Genomic DNA, 17,375 nt, shown 5'->3' with positions numbered 1-17,375 from the left:
GCCCATGCTGGCCTCAGTGACTGACAACCCGCGGACGAGCCTGGCGCGTGTCCTGGAGGACCTGGGAAGCACGCTGCTCGAACTCGTCCACGGCGACGCGGGAGCCGACTCGGAGATCAACGGCGTGGTGATCCACGACCCGTTGGACGAGCCGCGCTGGCCGCCCGGGTCCCTGGTGCTCGGCATCGGGGTCTCCGCGCCCGAGGACATCACCCGGCTGCTGGAGGAGTGCGGCCGCCGGGGCAGCGCCGGGCTGGTGCTGCGCGCGCCCGTACCCGCCGCCCCGGACATCGCCGCCACCGCGCGGAAGGCCGGGGTGGCCGTGTTCGGCTTCACCCAGGGGGCCTCGTGGGTGCAGCTCGCCGCGATGCTGCGCTCGCTGCTGGCACAGGACGACGTCGTCGAGGCCGGCGACCCGACGCTCGGCGGCATCCCGTCCGGCGACCTGTTCTCGCTGGCCAACGCCATCGCCGCGCTGCTGGACGCCCCGATCACGATCGAGGACCGCAACTCGCGCGTCCTCGCCTTCTCCGGCCGGCAGGACGAGGCCGACCCGTCACGGGTGGAGACGATCCTCGGCCGGCAGGTCACCGCGTCCAGGACCCGCTACCTCAAGGAGCGCGGCGTCTTCAGCCGGCTCTACCGCACCGACGAGCCGCTGTTCATCGAGCCGCACGAGGACGACCCCGGCGACTTCACGGTGCCGCGCGTCGCCCTCGCGGTACGGGCCGGGGACGAGATCCTCGGCTCGATCTGGGCCGCGGTGCGCGGGCCGCTGACCGACGAGCGGGCACAGACCTTCCGCGACGTCGGCCGGCTCGTCGCCCTGCACCTGCTGCGGCAGCGGGCCGGCGAGGACGTGGAGCGCAGGCTGCGCGCCGACCTGGTCGGCACCGCGCTCGAAGGCGGCCCCGGCGCCCTGAACGCCGCCAGCCAGCTCGGCATCGGCAACCACGCCGTCACCGTGCTCGCCCTCGCGCTGCCCAACGACGGCCCCGGCACCTCGGCGACCCGGGCCGACCGGGTCGCGGAACGGCAGCGCATCGCGGACGCGCTGACGATGTATCTGACGGCGACCCACCACGGTTCCGCGGTGGCGCTCATCGGCGACATCGTCTACGGCATCGTGCCGATCATCGGCCCGCTGTCCGACACCGAGCACCGCGCGGCGCGCCTCGCGTCGGACTTCCTCGAGCGCACCGGTTCGAGCACCGGCGCGGTCATCGGCATCGGACGGGCGAGCGCCAGCGCCCGGGGACTGCCCGCCTCGCGGGAGGGCGCCATGCGGGCCGTCCGCGTGCTGCGCTCGCCCCGCGCCACCCGGCGGGTCGCGTCCATCGCCGAGGTGGGCATCGACGCGCTGCTGATCGAGGTCGCCGACCTGGCGGCGGCCCGCGGCGACACGGTGACCGGGCCGGTGGCGCTGCTGCTCGCCTACGACGCCAAGCACCGGATGTGCCTGATCGACACGCTGCGGGCCTGGCTGGACGCGTTCGGCGAAGTCAACGCGGCGGCCAAGGCGGTGTGCGTGCACCACAACACCTTCCGCTACCGGCTGCGCCGGCTCACCGAGGTCGCCGGCATCGACCTCGGCGACTCCGGCACCCGGTTCTCCCTCATGCTCCAGCTGCGCCTGCTGGCCGACGGCTGATCCCGCCCGCGCCCGCCGCGATGCCGGGGACCGCCGAGATCAGCGCCTTCGTGTACGGCGCCCGCGGATGCTCGGTGACCTGCTCGGTCGGGCCGGTCTCCACGATCCTCCCCCCGGACATCACCGCCATCCGGTCCGACAGGTAGCGCACCACCGCCAGGTTGTGCGAGATGAACAGCACGCCGATGCCCGTCTCGCGGTGGATCTCGCGCAGCAGGTTGAGCACCGCGCCCTGCACGGAGACGTCGAGTGCCGAGGAGATCTCGTCCGCGATCAGGATCTCCGGGCGCGCGGCGAGCGCGCGGGCCAGCGCGACCCGCTGCCGCTGCCCGCCGGACAGTTGGCGCGGCAGGACGTGGGCGTCGTCCGGATTGAGCCTGACCCGTTCAAGCAGCTCCCTCACGTCGGGCTGCCGCGCGGACCGGTCCGCCCGCCGCCCCGCCGCGATCCCCTCGGCGACCGACTCGCCGATGCTCATCCGCGGGTTCAGCGAGGCGTACGGGTCCTGGAAGACCATCTGGATCAGCCGGCCGCGCTCCCGCAGCTCCCGCCGGGGCCTGCCGGCGGCGGTCCTGATCGGTTCGCCGTCCAGCAGGATCTCGCCGGCGGCCAGCGGCACCAGCCCCACCACGGCCCGGGCGAGCGTCGACTTGCCGGAACCGGACTCGCCGACCAGGCCGACGATCGAGCCGGCGCCGACGCTCAGGTCCAGGTGGTCGACGGCGGTCACCGCGCGCGGGCCGGTGCCGAACCGTACGACCAGGTCGCGTATCTCCAGAACACTCATCGCTCGTCCCCGATCCGTCCGGTCTGCGGCTTCCAGCAGGCCACCCGCCGTCCCTCGCCCACGACGGCCAGCGGCGGCTGCTGCTCCCGGCAGCGCTCGTCGGCCAGCGGGCACCGGTCGGCGAACGAGCACCCGTTCGGCCACGCGTCCGGCCCTGGCGGCCGTCCCTCGATGGTGGCGAGCGGCCGGGTGCGGTCGGTGGCCATGTCGGGGATGCTCGCCACCAGGGCCCGGGTGTACGGGTGCGCGCCCTGTCCCGCCAGCAGGCCGACCGGCAGCTCCTCGACGACCTGGCCCGCGTACATCACCAGCACCCGCGAGGCGATCTGCGCGACCACCGCGATGTCATGGCTGATGAACAGCACCGCCGAGTTCCGCTCGTCGGCGGCGTCCCGCAGCAGCGCCAGGATCTCCTGCTGGACGTTCGCGTCGAGCGCGGTGGTCGGCTCGTCCGCGATGATCAGGTCGGGCTCGGCCATCAGGCTCATGGCGATCATCGCCCGCTGCCGCATCCCGCCGGAGAACTCGCCGGGGTAGAGCCTCGCCCGCTGCCCGGGCGCGCTGATGCCGACCGCGTCGAGGTGGTCGACGGCCCTGGCCATCGCCTGCCCGCGCTGCATCCCCTGGTGGACCTGCGACACCTCGGCGAGTTGCCGGCCGACCCGGACCGCGGGGTTCAGCGCCGACATCGGGTTCTGGAACACGGTGGCGAGCGAACCGCCCAGCAGCCGGTCCCGTTCGGCCCGTTCCAGCTTCCGCAGGTCGCGGCCGCGCAGTTCCATCCGGCCGGCGGCGGCCTTGCCGGGGTGCGGCACCAGCCAGCCGAGCGCCGACGCCGTCAGGCTCTTGCCGGAGCCCGACTCGCCGACGATCCCGACGATCTCGCCGGCCCCGATCGAGAAGGAGACATCGCGCACCGGGCGGGCGCCCGGGAAGGTCACCGTCAGGTTGTCCAGCCGTACGACGGCGTCCCCCGCATCGGCGGCGGCCGGGGCGTCGGCGACCACCGGGGCCTGCCGCGCGAGGGCCCGCGACCGTCCGCCCCGCGACCGTCCGCCCCGCGAGCCGGCGCCCTGACCGGCGGCGGCCTGCGCGATGACCTCTCCGGCCAGGATGAACGCGGCTCCGGTGATCACGATGGCGGCGCCGGGCAGCAGCGCCGCCGCCGGGGTGGAGTAGATGTTGTCCAGGCCGTCGCTGAGCATCTGCCCCCAGTCGTACGAGGGCGCCTGCACCCCGAAGCCCAGGTAGGACAGCGCCGAGAGGGCCAGCAGCGCGGTGCCCACGACGGTGGTGGCGGCCACCACCAGCGGCTCGGCGATGTTGGGCAGTACGTGGCGGAGCACGATCCGGGTCCTGGACACGCCCAGCAGCCGCGCCGCCGAGACGTAGTCCGCGCCGGCGACCGCGCTCGCCGTGGTGTGGGTCAGCCGGGCGAAGCCGGGCGTCAGCGCGAGCGCCATCGCCGGCACGGCGCCGCGCGCCCCGACACCGAAGATCATCGACAGGAACAGCGCGATGAGCAGCCCGGGGAACGCCACGAACAAGTTGATGCCCGCGACGACCAGCCGGCCGGCCCGGCGCCCCAGCACCACCGGCAGCGCCCCGAGAACGACGCCGAACACCGTCGCGCAGGCCGTCGTGGCCAGCGCGAGCAGCACCGACAACCGCCCCGCGACCAGGGTCCGTTCCAGGACGTCCCGGCCGAGCTGGTCGGTGCCGAACAGGTGCCTGGACGACATCCCCTGCTGCATGGCGGCGGCGTCGATGCCGTCCGCGCGCGACCGCAGCACCAGCGGCGCGACCACCACCACCGCGACGATGCCGGCGAGCAGCACCGCCACGGTCAGACCCAGCGGCGACCGGACGGCGCCCGCCGCCGCGATACGCGCCCTGGCCATCGGGTTTCCCTCTCGTGCCATCAGCTCTCCTTGATGACGGAGCGAGGATCGACGACGGCGATCACGACGTCCACCGCCAGGTTGACCAGCAGCACGGCGCAGCCGAAGAACAGCCCCATCGCCTGCACCACCGGGAAGTCCTTCGCGAGCACCGACTGCACCAGCTGGCTGCCGGCCCCCGGCCAGGCGAAGACGGTCTCGACCAGCACGGTGCCGGCCAGCAGCGAGGACAGCGCGAGGCCGCTCACCGTCAGGGCCGCGGTCAGCAGGTTGGGCAGCGCGTGGCGGGTGTAGAGCAGCCGGCCCGGCAGCCGCTTGGACCTGGCCGTCCGCATGTACTCCTCGCCGAGCACCCGCTGCGTCTCCACCCGCACGATCCGGGCCAGCAGCGCGGCAGGACCGGCGGCCAGCGAGATCACCGGCAGGATGTACGAGGAGAGGTCGGTGCGGCCCGCCACCGGCAGCGCCTTGAACGAGACGGCGAAGACGAACACCAGCCCGGCCGCGAGCAGGAACTCCGGGATCGACGACAGGATGCCGGTGACCGCCGCGAAGGCGACATGCGCCGGCCGCGCCCGGCCGTCCCGGGTGGCGATGCCGGTGAGCATGCCCACCGGTATCGCGACCAGCACCGCCAGGACGAACGCCGCTACCGCCAGCTCGATGGTCGCGGGCATCACGCGGGTCATCAGGGTGCGCACCGGCAGGCCCGTGATCAGCGAGTCGCCGAGGTTCCCGGTCACCAGGCCGTGCAGGTAGTGCCCGTACTGCTCCCACAGGGACTTGTCGAGGCCCAGCCGGTGCCGGTCGGCCGTCACCACCTCCGGCGGGGCCTTGCTGCCGAGCGCCGCGCGCACCGGATCACCCGGCATGGCGTGCGCCAGCGCGAAGACCGCGGTCAGCAGGATGAACGCCGAGAGGAGGAACTGCCCGAACCTGCGCAGCAGGAACGCCCGCCACGGGTGGGGCCCGCCGCCCCGGGCGGTCGCGAGCCGCGGCGGCTGTCCTGCGGTCAACGTGGTGGTCGCCATCTGCTCTCCTACGAATCTGTCGGTCCGGGCCGGCGGTCAGCGCAGGAGGCGCATGCTCGTCGGGGTGATCACGCCGCCCTGGTCGACGGAGAACCGGGCGTTCTTGCCCCACCAGGCGTTGGAGACGGTCGCGAGCGGGGCGATGTCCGCGTCCTTGAAGAGCGCGGCCTCGGCGGCGTTCCAGTCGGAGCAGCCCGAGGCGGTGGCCGGGTTCTTCGACGCCTTGGCCACCAGCTCGGCGTACCGCGCGTTCTTGATGTCCGCGGCGTTCCCGCCCTTCGGCGCCGCCGGGCCCGACATGAGCGGCACGAACTGCGCCGGGGTGGAGACCTGGATCGGCTGCAGCACCGCCCCGAACTCCGCGGTGCCGCCGAACAGGCCGCTGACCAGCTGGTCCGACGGCTTCTGCACGAGCGACACGTCGACCCCGAGCTTGCGCCACTGCACCGAGATGAACTCCGCGGTCGCCTTCGTCGGCGGCAGGTTGCTCCCGTACAGCAGGATCAGCGACAGCTTCTTGCCGTCCTTGGCGCGGGTGCCGCCGGATCCGGCGGTCCATCCGGCCTGGTCGAGCAGCGACTTGGCCTGGTCCAGGTCGTACGACGGGAGGTTCCCGGCCAGGGTGTCGCCGGGGCAGATCTTCGGCGGGGCCAGCAGGCCGGTCGCCTTCCCGCCGACCCCGCCGCCGTCCACGGCCGCCAGCTGGTTCAGGTCCAGCGCCGTCATCAGCGCGCGGCGCACGGCCACGTCCGCGGTCGGGTTGCCGTCCGCCTGGTTGAACAGCAGGCTGTCGTTCATCTCCGAGCCGCCGGAGGAGTAGAGCCGGGCCGCCTTCAGCCGGTTCTGGTCGGTGCCCGGCACCTGCGCCGCGTTGAGCCGGCCGCTGAGCAGCAGGTTCGCCGTCGTGGTGGAGCTCGCGACGGTCTGGACGGTCACCTTGGCCGGTATCCCCGGCACGCCGGTGCTGGTGTCGCCGGCCGGCCCCCAGGTGTAGCCCTTGCGCAGCGTGTAGGTGACGTGGTCGCCGGGGACGGCCTGCGAGATCACATACGGGCCGGTTCCGTCACTGGCCGCTGCCAGCGACTTCCGGTCGGCCAGCCCCTTGTGGCAGACCAGGGACAGCAGTTGGAGGTTCTCGACGAAGAACGGCGCCGGCGACGGCGAGTCGACGGTCAGGGTGTGCGTCGCCGCGTCGGCGGTGGCCTTGGCACCGGTCGGGACGGCGACGCCGGTGAAGGGCGAGGCGCTCTTCGGGTCGGCGACGTAGTTGATGTTCGCGGCCACCGTCGCGGCGTCCATCGCGCTGCCGTCCGCGCAGGTGACGCCGCCGCGGACGGTCAGCGACCAGCGGCTGGTGCTCCCCAGCTCCTTCCAGGAGGACACGATGCCCGGCAGCAGCTTGCCCGCGCCGTCGACGGTGACCGGGGTGTCGTAGGCCAGCCGCGACACCGCCACGTTCTCGGCCGAGCCCGAGCCCTGCGGGTCCAGGTCACCGGGGTCGAACTGCACCGCCATGGTGAGCGTGCCGCCGCTCACCACCTGCTGCGCCGCGGCACCACCGCCCGAGCAGCCGGTGGTCGCCACAAGGGCGATGCCGATCCCGAGGCCGGACCCCATCACGGCGCGGACTGTGCGATTCATGAGCTGGCCCCTTGGATCTGGCCGCCGAGGTCGAGCCGGGTCCGGCGGTGCGTGCGGTGGGTGCGAAGCGTGCACTCAGGCTGAAGCCTGCGCCGTCCGCACGCCTCGTCGGCATGAACCAAAAGTTCGGCGTCCCGTTGGTGGCCGGAACCGACCGCCGCACCGCGAGGGTCAGCGGTGGCCGCCCAGCCGCGCCCGCAGCAGGTTGGGGTCGGTGCGGGTGGTGTAGGCGGCGCTCAGCACGTAGACCTCGCTGCCGCGCAGCGCGACGGAGGTGGGGTTCTGGAGTCCGTCGGCGGTGTCCAGCAGGGTGGTGTGGCTGCCGTCGGACGTGATCCGGACGACCTGGCTGGGGCCGTTGAGCGCGGCGAGCACGTCGTCACCGCGGCCGGTGAAGGTGAAGTCGTCGATGCCGGCCAGCCCGGACGCCTCGACCCGCGGCGCTCCCGCGCGGTTGCCGGGGCGGATCGGGATGCGCAGCAGCGTGCCCTGGTCGAGGTTGGTCACCCAGAGGGAGCCGTCGTGCACCTTCGCGCCGTTGGCGCCGAGGAAGCCGGTCGCGGCGAGTTCGGGGGCGGTGGACCAGGCGGTGGGCCTGCCGCCGGCGGTCGGCACGGTCCACACGGTGCCGAGCACGGAGTCCGTGATGTACAGCCGCCGGCCGCTGTCGTCCAGGGCCAGCCCGTTGGGCAGGCCGTTCGCGGGCAGCGCCGCGATGCGCTGCGGGGTGCCGCCGGGGCGCAGCCGCCACAGCCCCGTCAGGTCGGAGGTGCCGGTCGCGTAGAGGACGTACAGGGTGCCGTCCGGGGTGCGGACGATGCCGGTGGTCAGCGGGAAGCCGAGGGCGGGGGTGTTGCCGCCGCCGTCGGCCGGCGCGGGCAGCGTGGCCAGGACGTGGGTGGTGCCGCGCGGGGTGATCCGGGCGATCTGGCGGCTGCCGGCGAAGGTGACGTCCGCGCTGCCGTCGGGCAGCAGGGCGACGTTCTCCGGCTGCCGGCCGGCGAGGACGTCGAAGTGGGCGGCGATCCGTACGTCGGTCAGCGGCCGGACCGGGGTCCGCGCGCCGGCCGGCGCGGCGGCCGTGAGGGCGGCGGCGGCCACCAGGACGGCGGACAGGGTGATCGTGAGGCTTCGCTTGGACATGGTGGTCCTTCAACTCGTCTTGTGTTCGGGGGTGTTCGGGGGTTCTCCGGGCATGCCGGGGCCGCGGCGCGGCGCCTTCGGTCGGGCGCGCGCCGGAGTTCGGGCGGGTGGTTCGGGCGGGTGGGTCAGACGGTGGGGCTGTCGGCGCCGCGGGGCTGCGGCTCACCGGCCGTGGTGGCGTGGGCGAGCAGCGCCAGGGCGGCCGCGGAGGGCGAGCCGGGCTCAGCGGTGGCCACCACGATGGCCGGGCCGTCGCCCTGCGGGCTCTGCAGCGTCTGCTGGGTGACGGTCAGGGTGCCGACCAGCGGGTGCCGCATCTCGTAGTCGGCGGTGTCGCAGGCCACGATCCGGTGGTCGGCCCACATGGTGGCGAACTCCGGGCTGCGCATGGTCAGTTCGCCGATCAGTGCGGCCAGCAGAGGATCGCCGGGGTGCCGTCCGGCGGTCAGCCGCAGGTTGCCCACGACGGCCTTGGCCTTCGCGGGCCAGTCCGCGTACAGGTCACGGGTGTGCGCGTCGAGGAACACCAGCCGGGCCATGTTCGGCCGCCGCCCCGGATCGTCCGGCCCCGCCGGGTCCAGATGCCCGGCGAACAGCGCGTGCCCCTGCCCGTTCCAGGCCAGCACGTCGCTGCGCCGCCCGATGACGATGGCGGGAGTGCCGTCGATGGCCGCGAGCAGCGCGCGGGTCGCCGCACCGACCCGCTCGGGCCGCGGCCGCGCCGCGCCCCGGGCCTTCCTCGGCGCGTGGGCCAGAGCGTGCAGATGCGCCCGCTCGGACTCGTCCAGCCGCAGCGCCCCGGCCAGCGCGTCCAGCACCTCCGGCGAGGCGTTCCGCGACTGCCCCTGCTCAAGCCGCGTGTAGTAGGGCGCGCTGATCCCCGCGAGCATGGCGAGCTCCTCCCGCCGCAGCCCCGGTACCCGCCGCCGCTCCCCGTAGGTCCGCAGCCCGACGTCCTCCGGCCGCAGCTGACTCCGCCGCGCCAGCAGAAAATCCGCGAGTTGCCCGTGCTCGTCCATGCCCCCGAGTATGCGCACCCACCCGCCCCCGCGCCTCACCCTGCCGGGGTAGGGCTACCGCTCGCGCCCCGGCCTGCCCGGTCAGTCGCCGCGCAGGGCCGACGTGGCGCCGGTCAGCGCCTGGGTCAGGGTGGCGCGGCGGGCCGCGGGCCAGGCGGTGAAGCGGGTCGCGACCGCCGCGTTCACGGACTGCTGGAAGGCGGTCGTGAGGGTCTCACCCTCGGGGGTGAGGTGGACGCGGGTGATGCGGCGATCGTGCGGATCGGGTCGGCGGGTCAGCAGGTCGCGTCGCTGGAGGCGGTCCACCAGGCCGGTGATGTTGGTCTTGTCGCAGTGCAGCAGGGCCGCGAGCTCGGTGAAGGACGGCCGGGTGTGCTGGGCGTGGCACAGCAGTTGGGCCTGCTGCGGGGTCAGGCCCGCTTCCCGGCTCACCGTGCTGAACAGGCCGTCCATCTCGCGGAAGAGGTGGACCAGGCTCTCGGCGAGTTCGTCGTCGGGTGCGGTCGCCATGGGGACAACCTACCATCTGGACAGTTGACACCCTCGACTAAATAGTAGATGTTGTGGACCATCCACAGGATCTGCCAATGTCCCAAGGGGGAGTCGTCATGCACGCAGAGGAACGGGTCGCGGTCGTCACCGGGGGTTCGCGCGGAATCGGGCGGGCGATCAGCGAACGCCTCGCCGGGGCCGGGATGCGGGTCGTCATCGGCTCACGCGGGGAGGAGGCCGCGGCCCAGGTCGTCGCGCGGATAGCGAAGGCGGGCGGGCAGGCCACCGCCGTGCCCACCGACATCACCCGGGCCACCGCCGCCAAGGAGCTGTTCGACGCCGCCGAGGAGCGCTACGGCCGGGTCGACGTGTGGGTGAACAACGCCGGCACGGCCACCGGCGGGCCGCTCGCCGGGGCCACCGACGAGGACTTCGAACTGCACTTCGCCGCCAACGTACGCAGCACCTTCGCCGCCCTGCGCGAATCCGCGCGCCGCATCCGCGACCACGGACGGATCATCGTGATCTCCTCCGCCCTGACCGTCGCGCCGCTGCCCGGCAGGGCGCTGCTCGCCGCGGCCAAGGCGGCGGGCGATCAGCTCGCCCGCACCCTGGCCTGGGAGCTGGGCCCGAGGTCGGTCACGGTGAACAGCATCCTGCCCGGGCTGACCAGGACGGACGTCCTCAGCAGCGTGCCGCCGCAGGTGGTCGCCGAGGCCGAGGCCGGTACGCCGCTCGGCCGGCTCGGCGAGCCCGCCGACATCGCGGACATCGCCGCCTTCCTGGCCTCGGACGAGGCCCGCTGGATCACCGCGCAGACCATCCATGCGGCCGGCGGCTTCATCTGAGCAGCCGAGAGGGTCCGCTGCCGGGGTGGCGGCCCGCCGACAGCGGCGGTCAGACGTTGGGGACGTGGAGTTTGTCCCAGCTGGACTTGCCGGGGGGCCACTTCGCCGCCGCGCCCGTGTAGCCGCACTTGCGCTGCCAGGCCTCGTAGGAGGCGATGTCGCCGCTGCCGATCACGTCCTTGTTCGCCGTGGACTGGTAGTGGTTGCAGCCCTCCGCGACCAGGCGGGTGTGCATCGCCGCGACGATCGGGGACTTGCGGCCCACGGTGAACCAGGCGGCGCCAGGGAACGGCTCGTAAGCGGGCGGTTTGGGCGGGGACGTGGAGTCCACGCCCGGCCAGTGGGCGGCCACCGCGGAGACGTCGTAGCCGGGGGTGTTGCGGTACTGCTTGGCGACCGCGCCGGCCGGGATCTCCGGGCTGCCGTCCCAGTGCGCGATCCAGTACTGGGGCTGGGTGACGCCGGCGGACGTGAAGGCGGCCTTCACCTGCGGCCATGCCGAGGTGTTGCAGTACACGGTCAGCTCGCCGTTGGCCTTGTCGGCCATCGTGTGGGTGCACCACTTCACCGCCTCGGCCGGCGTCGCGTCACCCTTCTCGACGTCCAGGACGTGGCCGCGGGTCTTCCAGGACACGGCGATCTGGACGAGCGTCGCCTCGGGGAATCGCTTGCGCAGGGCGGTGAGATTGGCGTAGTGCCCGTCCACGTAGCCGGCGACCATCGTCGCGGACGTGGGGATGCTCGACGGGGTGACTCCGTCGTACATGGTGCGAGTCATGCCGATCACTCCTGGTTGCCGATCATGCGCCCTCTGCTGCGGCCATATACCGCGCCAGCGTGCCAGCCGTCCGGGTGAGGCCGCTGCGGTCACGGCAAACCGAAATGAGTTCGAGTCCTACCCGGCGCGTCCGGCCGGCCAGTGCGCGCGTTCGGTGTGCGCCGGCGGCGGAAACGGCGCAGGCTGGGTGGCATGGACGCATCGGTGATCGTGCACCCGCCAGGCCCCGGCGGGCGCCGCGTCACGATCCGCGGCCAGGACGCCGGGCTGGCCCGGTCGGCCGCCGACGTGATCGAGTTCCTGCGCCGGGCCGGCCTCGACGACGTCACCGAGGCCGATCTGGCCCGCCCCGACCTGGTCGAGTGGCGGGTCGCCGGCCCCGACGTGTGGGCCTGAGACCCGGCCTGCGGTCCTGACGGGGCGCCGCTGGTCAGGTGCCGGGGGCGCGCTCGCCCACCGCCGGCAGCAGCTGGAGCTTCTCGTACGACTCCGTGCCCGGGGTCGCGGTGAAGACGAGCAGCGCCTGGGCTTGGTCCATGTCGTAGAGCGACTGGCAGTGCAGCTCCAGGATGCCCAGCTGCGGGTGCCTGATCCGCTTGGTGCCGTCCCGGTGCAGGCCCACCTCGTGGGCGCTCCACAGCTCGGCGAACTCCGGGCTCAGCTCCGTCAGCGTGGCGGCCATCCGCGCCGCGGGGGAGTCGGGGCCCTGCCGGGAGTTGGCGGTGCGCAGGTCCGAGGCGAACAGCCGGCTGTGCAGGCGGTGGTCCTCCTCGGGGTAGAGCAGCCGCGCGTCGGGATCGGTGAACCAGCGGTAGATGAAGCTGCGGTCCGGGCCGGTCCGCTCGGTGTCCTTGCCGAGCAGCGCCGTCGCCGGGCCGGTCTGCATCAGCGCCTCCGCGAGGCCGTTGATCACCTGCGCCGGGGTGTCGGCCAGCCGGTCCAGGATCCGCATCAGGCCCGGACTGACGTGGTCGGTGCGCGGGCTGCGCCGCGGGGTGCTGTGGCCGGCCAGCCGGAAGAGGTGGTCCCGCTCGTCCAGGCTCAGATGCAGGCCCTGCGCGATGGCGGCGAGCATCGGCTCGGACGGCTGCGGGCCGCGGGACTGCTCGATCCGGGTGTAGTAGTCGCTCGACATCCCGCTCAGCGCGGCGATCTCCTCGCGGCGCAGACCCCGGGTCCGCCGCCGCGGGCCGCGCGGCAGCCCGACGTCCTCGGGTTGCAGGGCCTCCCGCCGGGTGCGCAGGAAGTCGGCCAGTTGTGCTCGGTCCATGGCTCCAGTCTCCCTCGCCGGGTCCCGCTCGCAGATCACGCCGCCGGCCGGCCCCCGGCACCGGTCAGCCCGGGGCGTCAGAGCAGCATCCCGCCCGACGCCTCGATCCGCTGCCCGTTGATCCAGCCGGTCCGCTCCGACAGCAGCGCGGAGATCACCCCGCCGATGTCCGCCGCCTCGCCGACCCGGCCGAGCGCGGTCTGGCTCTCCAGGAAGCCGCGCATCTGCGCGTTGTCGCGGACGGCGCCGCCGCCGAAGTCGGTGGCCACCGGACCCGGCGCCACGATGTTCGCGGTGATCCCGCGCCCGCCGAGCTCCTTGGCCAGGTACCGGGTCAGCACCTCGACCGCGCCCTTCATGGCCGCGTACGCCGAGAAGCCGGGGGTGGTGAAGCGGGCGAGCCCGCTCGACAGGTTGATGATCCGGCCGCCGTCGGCGATCAGCGGGGCCAGCGTCTGGGTGAGGAAGTACACCCCGCGCACATGGACGTTCATCAGCTCGTCGAAGCTCTCCACCGTCGTCTCGGTGAAGGGGCGCGACAGGCCGCCGCCCGCGTTGTTGACCAGGAAGTCGAAGTCCTCCCGGTCCCAGCTGTCCTTGAGCACCGCGCGCAGCTCTTCGGCGAAGGGCGCGAAGTCCTCGACCCGTCCGGTGTCGAGCTGGAAGGCGTGCGCGGTGCGGCCGAGCGCCGCGGCCGCGTCCACCACGGCCCGGGCCTCGTCGGCGTGCGAGCGGTAGGTGATCAGCAGGTCCACGCCGTCCTCGGCGAGCCGCAGCGCGGTGCTGCGGCCCAGGCCCCGGTTGGCCCCGGTGACCAGGGCGATCCGGCCGGTGCCGGGACGGGGGGAGGCGGTGGCGTTCGCGGTGTCGGTCCGGTCGGTCATCTGACGGCTCCTGGCGGTTCACGTGCCAGGGGCGGATCCCCTGGCACCCACCAGCCTGCGCGCGCCGCCGCACCGGATGAAGGCCCACCTCAACCAGGGATCGCCGATCCCCCTCTGGCACCCGGGAGCCCCCGCCTCAGCCGAAGAGCTGCTTCCCCCAGTCCTGCCCCGCCGCGAGCCCCGGCGGCGACACGAACACCCCGCTCCCGATGTGCTGGATGTACTCGTTGAGCGCGTCGTGCGCGCCCAGCGACCGCTGCAAGGTGATGAACTGGTCGGGCCGCTTCATGAACGCGATGAAGAACAGCCCGCCCAGCAGGTCCCCGGTCTCCGGGTCGATCCCGTCGGTGTACGAGAAGCCGCGGCGCAGGATCCGCAGCCCGTTGTTGTTCTCGTGCGCGGCCAGCCGGATGTGCGAGTCGGCCGGGATCACGTACTCCGAGCCGTCCTTGGCCGCGAAGTCCGGCGCGTCCTTCTCCTGGTGGCCGGTCAGCGGGGCGCCGCTGCCCTTGTAGCGGCCGAAGACGTTCTGCTGGTCGCCGAGCCGGTCCCGGTCCCACTGCTCCATCCGCATCTTGATCTTGCGGCTGACCAGGTACGAGCCGCCGCGCGCCCAGCGCTGCGGCTCCTCCTCGCCGATCCAGACGTGCTGCCCCATCAGCCCGGCGTCGGTCGAGTCGATGTTGCGGGTGCCGTCCTTGAAGCCCATCAGGTTGCGCGGGGTGGCCTGCTGCGGGGTGGTGGACGAGGTGCGGCCGAAGCCCAGCTCCATCCAGCGCGGCACCACCGTGCCGAAGCCGAGCCGGCGCAGGTTGCGTATCGCGTGGAAGGCCACCTGCGGGTCGTCCGCGCACGCCTGGACGCACAGGTCGCCGTCGGAGTTGTCCGGGTCGAGGTTCTCACCGGGCAGCTCGGGGAGCTTCTTCAGCGCCGACGGCCGGCGACCGGCCAGCCCGAACCGGCCGTCGAACAGCGAGGGCCCGTAGCCGATGGTGACGGTCAGCCGGCCGGGGGTCAGCCCGACCGCCTCCCCGGTGTCGTCCGGCGGGGTGTTGAGGTCGCCGACGTCGCCGGGCACCGGCTTGCCGAGCGTCATCGCCTCGGCCGCCGCCGTCCAGGTCTTCAGCAGGTCGGCCAGGTCGGCCCGGCTCGCGGTGGACGTCACGTCGAACGTGGCGAAGCACAGCCGGTCCTGGGACGGCGTGGCGATGCCGGCCTGGTGGTCGTCGTGGAACGCCACGGTGGACGCGGCGACCGAGCCGGTGTCGGTACCCGAACCCTCGGAGCCGGACTTCCGGTCGTCGCTGCCGGCCAGCACGGCGCCACCCGCCCCGATTGCGGCGCCGGCCACGGCCGCCCCGGCACCGACCACGCCGAGCAGCCGCCGCCTGCTGACGGGGGCCGGTGGTCCGTCCCCGCGCCGGGCCGGCTCGGGCTGTTCTGGGGTGATGTCGGGAGTGTCGTTCACGATGGTCAGGCGATCTTTCCGGCGATCTTGGAGACGGCCTCGGCGTAGGCGTCGACGGACTGCGACAGCGTACGCCGCGCGTCCTTGCCCACCTTGCTGTAGTCCACGTAGCCGGTGCTCTCGTAGCCGGGCGTGGCCTCGTACTTCTTCAGCGCGTCCGCGGTCTGCTGGTAGCGGGTGGCCAGCGTGCTCACCAGCGCCGCGTCCTTGGTCTTCAGCACCGGCAGCAGCACGCTGACGGCCTCGTTGGCGCCGGCCAGGTTGCCGTCGAAGTCGAGCAGGTCGATGTGCGAGTACCGCTCCTCCTCGCCGGTGATCTTGGACGACTGGATCTCGTTGACCAGGTCGGTGGCGCCGTTGGCGATCTCCGCGGGCTGGTACTCGACCGTCTGCACCTTGCTGTAGAGGTCGGCCACGTCGGTGTTGAGCTGGTCGGCCAGCTTGTCCATGCCGGTGAGCGACTTCTTCTCCCAGATGGCCTGCTCGATCCGGTGGAAGCCGGTGAAGTCGGCCGGGGTGGCGGCGTCGTCGGCGCGGCCGTCGATCCGGCCGTCGATGTCGCCCCAGATCTCCGCGGTGGGCTCGACCCGCTCGTAGTGGATCCGCGCCTTGCCGTACAGCGTCCGCGCCTTGTCCATGTCGCCGCTCTTGACCGCGGCGGTGAACTCGGCGGTGCTGGACACCAGTTCCTTGACCTCGCCGGTGATCCAGGTCGCGTAGCTCTGGGTCGCGGTGACCAGCGCCGGGTCGTCCTTCCAGCTCTTCTTGGCCGCGCCGGTGACGGTGAACTTGGTCTTGTCGGTGTCGGCGCCGGGGCAGTAGACCTCGTAGCTGCCCGCGTCCAGGGTGAGGGTGAAGTCGCCGGACAGGCCCGGCGTCAGGTTCTCCTTCTCGCCGAGCATCTTGCCGCCGTCGAGCACCTCGGCCTCGGTGACCTTCGCCGAGTTCTTGTTCTTGACGGTGAACTTCACCGGTCCCGCCGGGGCCGTGGCCGGGGTGGGGGCGCAGTCCTTGTTGCTGACGGTGACCGACACGTCCGTCGTCTTGCTGCCGGCGTTCTTCGCGTCCGCGGCGCCGGATCCCTTGGAGTCGCTCTTGTCACCGCCGCAGGCGGTCAGCAGCAGGCCCGCGGAGATCACGGTCGCGGCGCAGGCCAGGACGCGGCGGTTGGTGGCAGGGGACTTCACGGGGACTCCTAGGGCTTTCCCGCGCGCGGGCGCGGCGGAAGACGGGTCGTACGGGGAACGGGGCGGGGCGGGGCTGGGGCGCGGGGACGGTACGGGTACGGGGGCCGGTCAGCCGGCTTCCGCGGTCCGCGCGGGTTCGGGGGCGGTACGGGGCTTGGCCGCCGGCGCCTTGCGGCGGGCCGGCCACAGCACGACGGCCATCATCGGGACGGCGTAGACGAGCCAGCCGATGACCATCGCCCAGTTCGGGTACGGCTGGATGCCGAGCACGCCGGTGACCACCGAGGACAGCGGGGTGCCGGGCCGCACCAGCCAGGACAGGTCGAACGCCTGCGAGCCCTGGTCGAGCCAGCCGCCCTCGTACGCGGTCATCAGCGCGGTGGACACCAGGCCGGCCGCGACCAGGATCAGCACCAGGCCGGTGATCCGGAAGAACCGGGAGAGGTTGATCCGCAGGCCGCCCTTGAAGATGCCGTAGCCGATGCCGGCGGCGAGCACGACGCCCAGCGCCGCGCCGGTGCCGCCGAGCCAGGCGTTGTCGCTGGCGTTGAAGGTGGCGAGCAGGAAGACCGACGTCTCGAAGCCCTCGCGCAGCACGGACAGGAACGCCATCACGACCAGCGCCGAGGCGGAACCGGCGGCCAGGGCGCGGCCGGCCGCGCCCTCCAGGTCCTTGCGCAGGTCGCGCGAGTGCCGGCGCATCCACAGCACCATGTAGCTGACCATCACCACGGCGATCGCGCCGACCACCGTCTCCAGCTGCTCCTGCTGCTTCTGCGGCAGGTCGCTCGACAGGATCTGCAGCGCGACGGCGACGGCCACGCAGATCGCCACCGCGATCCCGACGCCGATCCACACCTTGCGCAGTGCGTCGCGGCGTCCCTGCTGGGCGAGGAAGGACGCGATGATGCCCACGATGAGCGCCGCCTCCAGCCCTTCTCGGAGTCCGATGACGAACGTGGGGAGCATGAGGGTCCTCTGCCTGCCGGAGTGCTGCCGGAGCGCTGTTGTCGGGGCCGGGTGGGCCGTCGGGGCTGTCGTGGGCCGCGGGACGGCCATTAGCTAAGCCTGCCCTTGGTTAGGTCAGCCTAATTAGAACGTTCCGCCCCGGTCCCACGTCAAGCCGCCCGCATCCCGCATACGGGGGCGAAAGGGGCGCCAAGGGGAGATAAATCGCCGGGACTTGACTATCTCTTTACTTTTTCGTGGCGGTTGCCGGCACCGGCCGGCCGGCGGGGTGCGCCACCGCGCGGACGTCCCGTAGGGTCCAACCGC

The 17,375-nt window shown here is 73.1% G+C and carries 16 protein-coding genes; 3 read left to right on the top strand and 13 right to left on the bottom strand.

The features are described from left to right. Positions 1 to 4: 4 nt before the first annotated feature. Positions 5 to 1,651, top strand: a complete 1,647-nt coding sequence (locus tag ACQPW6_RS09870) for a PucR family transcriptional regulator (RefSeq protein ID WP_433889191.1) — start codon at positions 5 to 7, stop codon at positions 1,649 to 1,651. On the opposite strand, the gene ACQPW6_RS09865 is transcribed toward ACQPW6_RS09870, so the two are convergent. The 7 genes from ACQPW6_RS09865 to ACQPW6_RS09835 all read right to left on the bottom strand — a co-directional run bounded on the left by ACQPW6_RS09865 (position 1,617) and on the right by ACQPW6_RS09835 (position 9,683). Beyond that, entirely contained in the window at positions 1,617 to 2,438 is an 822-nt protein-coding gene (locus tag ACQPW6_RS09865; RefSeq protein WP_433889190.1) for an ABC transporter ATP-binding protein, read from the bottom strand. The two genes, ACQPW6_RS09870 and ACQPW6_RS09865, sit on opposite strands and share 35 nt — an antisense overlap. After that, positions 2,435 to 4,360, bottom strand: coding sequence for a dipeptide/oligopeptide/nickel ABC transporter permease/ATP-binding protein (locus ACQPW6_RS09860; RefSeq protein ID WP_433889189.1), 1,926 nt, complete (start codon positions 4,358 to 4,360; stop codon positions 2,435 to 2,437). Before ACQPW6_RS09860 ends, ACQPW6_RS09865 begins: the two co-directional genes overlap by 4 nt. Further along, complete coding sequence (locus ACQPW6_RS09855; RefSeq protein ID WP_433889188.1) at positions 4,360 to 5,370, bottom strand: ABC transporter permease; 1,011 nt, start codon at positions 5,368 to 5,370, stop codon at positions 4,360 to 4,362. Before ACQPW6_RS09855 ends, ACQPW6_RS09860 begins: the two co-directional genes overlap by 1 nt. Before the next feature lie 36 nt (positions 5,371 to 5,406). Next, complete coding sequence (locus ACQPW6_RS09850; protein ID WP_433889187.1) at positions 5,407 to 7,011, bottom strand: ABC transporter substrate-binding protein; 1,605 nt, start codon at positions 7,009 to 7,011, stop codon at positions 5,407 to 5,409. A 171-nt stretch (positions 7,012 to 7,182) separates the two neighbouring features. Beyond that, positions 7,183 to 8,154 carry an SMP-30/gluconolactonase/LRE family protein gene (locus ACQPW6_RS09845; RefSeq protein ID WP_433889186.1) on the bottom strand — a complete coding sequence of 324 codons (972 nt, stop codon included), beginning with the start codon at positions 8,152 to 8,154 and terminating at the stop codon, positions 7,183 to 7,185. 125 nt (positions 8,155 to 8,279) lie between these two features. Next, positions 8,280 to 9,173, bottom strand: a complete 894-nt coding sequence (locus ACQPW6_RS09840; RefSeq protein ID WP_433889185.1) for a helix-turn-helix domain-containing protein — start codon at positions 9,171 to 9,173, stop codon at positions 8,280 to 8,282. 81 nt (positions 9,174 to 9,254) lie between these two features. Beyond that, a complete protein-coding gene (locus tag ACQPW6_RS09835; RefSeq protein WP_433889184.1) occupies positions 9,255 to 9,683 on the bottom strand; it encodes a MarR family winged helix-turn-helix transcriptional regulator in 429 nt (142 codons plus the stop codon). A gap of 98 nt (positions 9,684 to 9,781) precedes the next feature. Between ACQPW6_RS09835 and ACQPW6_RS09830 the strand changes: the two genes are divergently transcribed. Beyond that, on the top strand, positions 9,782 to 10,513 hold the full coding sequence (locus ACQPW6_RS09830) for an SDR family NAD(P)-dependent oxidoreductase (RefSeq protein ID WP_433889183.1): 732 nt from the start codon (positions 9,782 to 9,784) through the stop codon (positions 10,511 to 10,513). Positions 10,514 to 10,562: 49 nt separating this feature from the next. On the opposite strand, the gene ACQPW6_RS09825 is transcribed toward ACQPW6_RS09830, so the two are convergent. Further along, entirely contained in the window at positions 10,563 to 11,291 is a 729-nt protein-coding gene (locus ACQPW6_RS09825) for a peptidoglycan-binding protein (RefSeq protein WP_433889182.1), read from the bottom strand. A gap of 192 nt (positions 11,292 to 11,483) precedes the next feature. Between ACQPW6_RS09825 and ACQPW6_RS09820 the strand changes: the two genes are divergently transcribed. Next, positions 11,484 to 11,687, top strand: a complete 204-nt coding sequence (locus ACQPW6_RS09820; protein WP_433889181.1) for a hypothetical protein — start codon at positions 11,484 to 11,486, stop codon at positions 11,685 to 11,687. Positions 11,688 to 11,721: 34 nt separating this feature from the next. Here ACQPW6_RS09820 and ACQPW6_RS09815 read toward each other — a convergent pair whose 3' ends face one another. The 5 genes from ACQPW6_RS09815 to efeU form a co-directional block, all read right to left on the bottom strand. After that, positions 11,722 to 12,561 (bottom strand): helix-turn-helix transcriptional regulator, encoded by an 840-nt coding sequence (locus ACQPW6_RS09815; protein ID WP_433889180.1) that lies wholly within the window; start codon positions 12,559 to 12,561, stop codon positions 11,722 to 11,724. Positions 12,562 to 12,638: 77 nt separating this feature from the next. Next, positions 12,639 to 13,445 (bottom strand): SDR family NAD(P)-dependent oxidoreductase, encoded by an 807-nt coding sequence (locus tag ACQPW6_RS09810; protein ID WP_433889179.1) that lies wholly within the window; start codon positions 13,443 to 13,445, stop codon positions 12,639 to 12,641. A 136-nt stretch (positions 13,446 to 13,581) separates the two neighbouring features. Further along, complete coding sequence (gene efeB / locus ACQPW6_RS09805; RefSeq protein ID WP_433889178.1) at positions 13,582 to 14,913, bottom strand: iron uptake transporter deferrochelatase/peroxidase subunit; 1,332 nt, start codon at positions 14,911 to 14,913, stop codon at positions 13,582 to 13,584. A 5-nt stretch (positions 14,914 to 14,918) separates the two neighbouring features. Further along, on the bottom strand, positions 14,919 to 16,100 hold the full coding sequence (efeO, locus tag ACQPW6_RS09800) for an iron uptake system protein EfeO (RefSeq protein WP_433889177.1): 1,182 nt from the start codon (positions 16,098 to 16,100) through the stop codon (positions 14,919 to 14,921). A 108-nt stretch (positions 16,101 to 16,208) separates the two neighbouring features. Further along, positions 16,209 to 17,069, bottom strand: a complete 861-nt coding sequence (gene efeU, locus ACQPW6_RS09795) for an iron uptake transporter permease EfeU (protein WP_433889176.1) — start codon at positions 17,067 to 17,069, stop codon at positions 16,209 to 16,211. Between the last annotated feature and the right edge of the window lie 306 nt (positions 17,070 to 17,375).

The sequence above is a fragment of the Streptomyces sp. CA-111067 genome (assembly GCF_050956065.1).
Taxonomy (GTDB): Bacteria; Actinomycetota; Actinomycetes; order Streptomycetales; family Streptomycetaceae; genus Actinacidiphila.
This window is presented reverse-complemented; position numbering and strand designations above follow the sequence as displayed.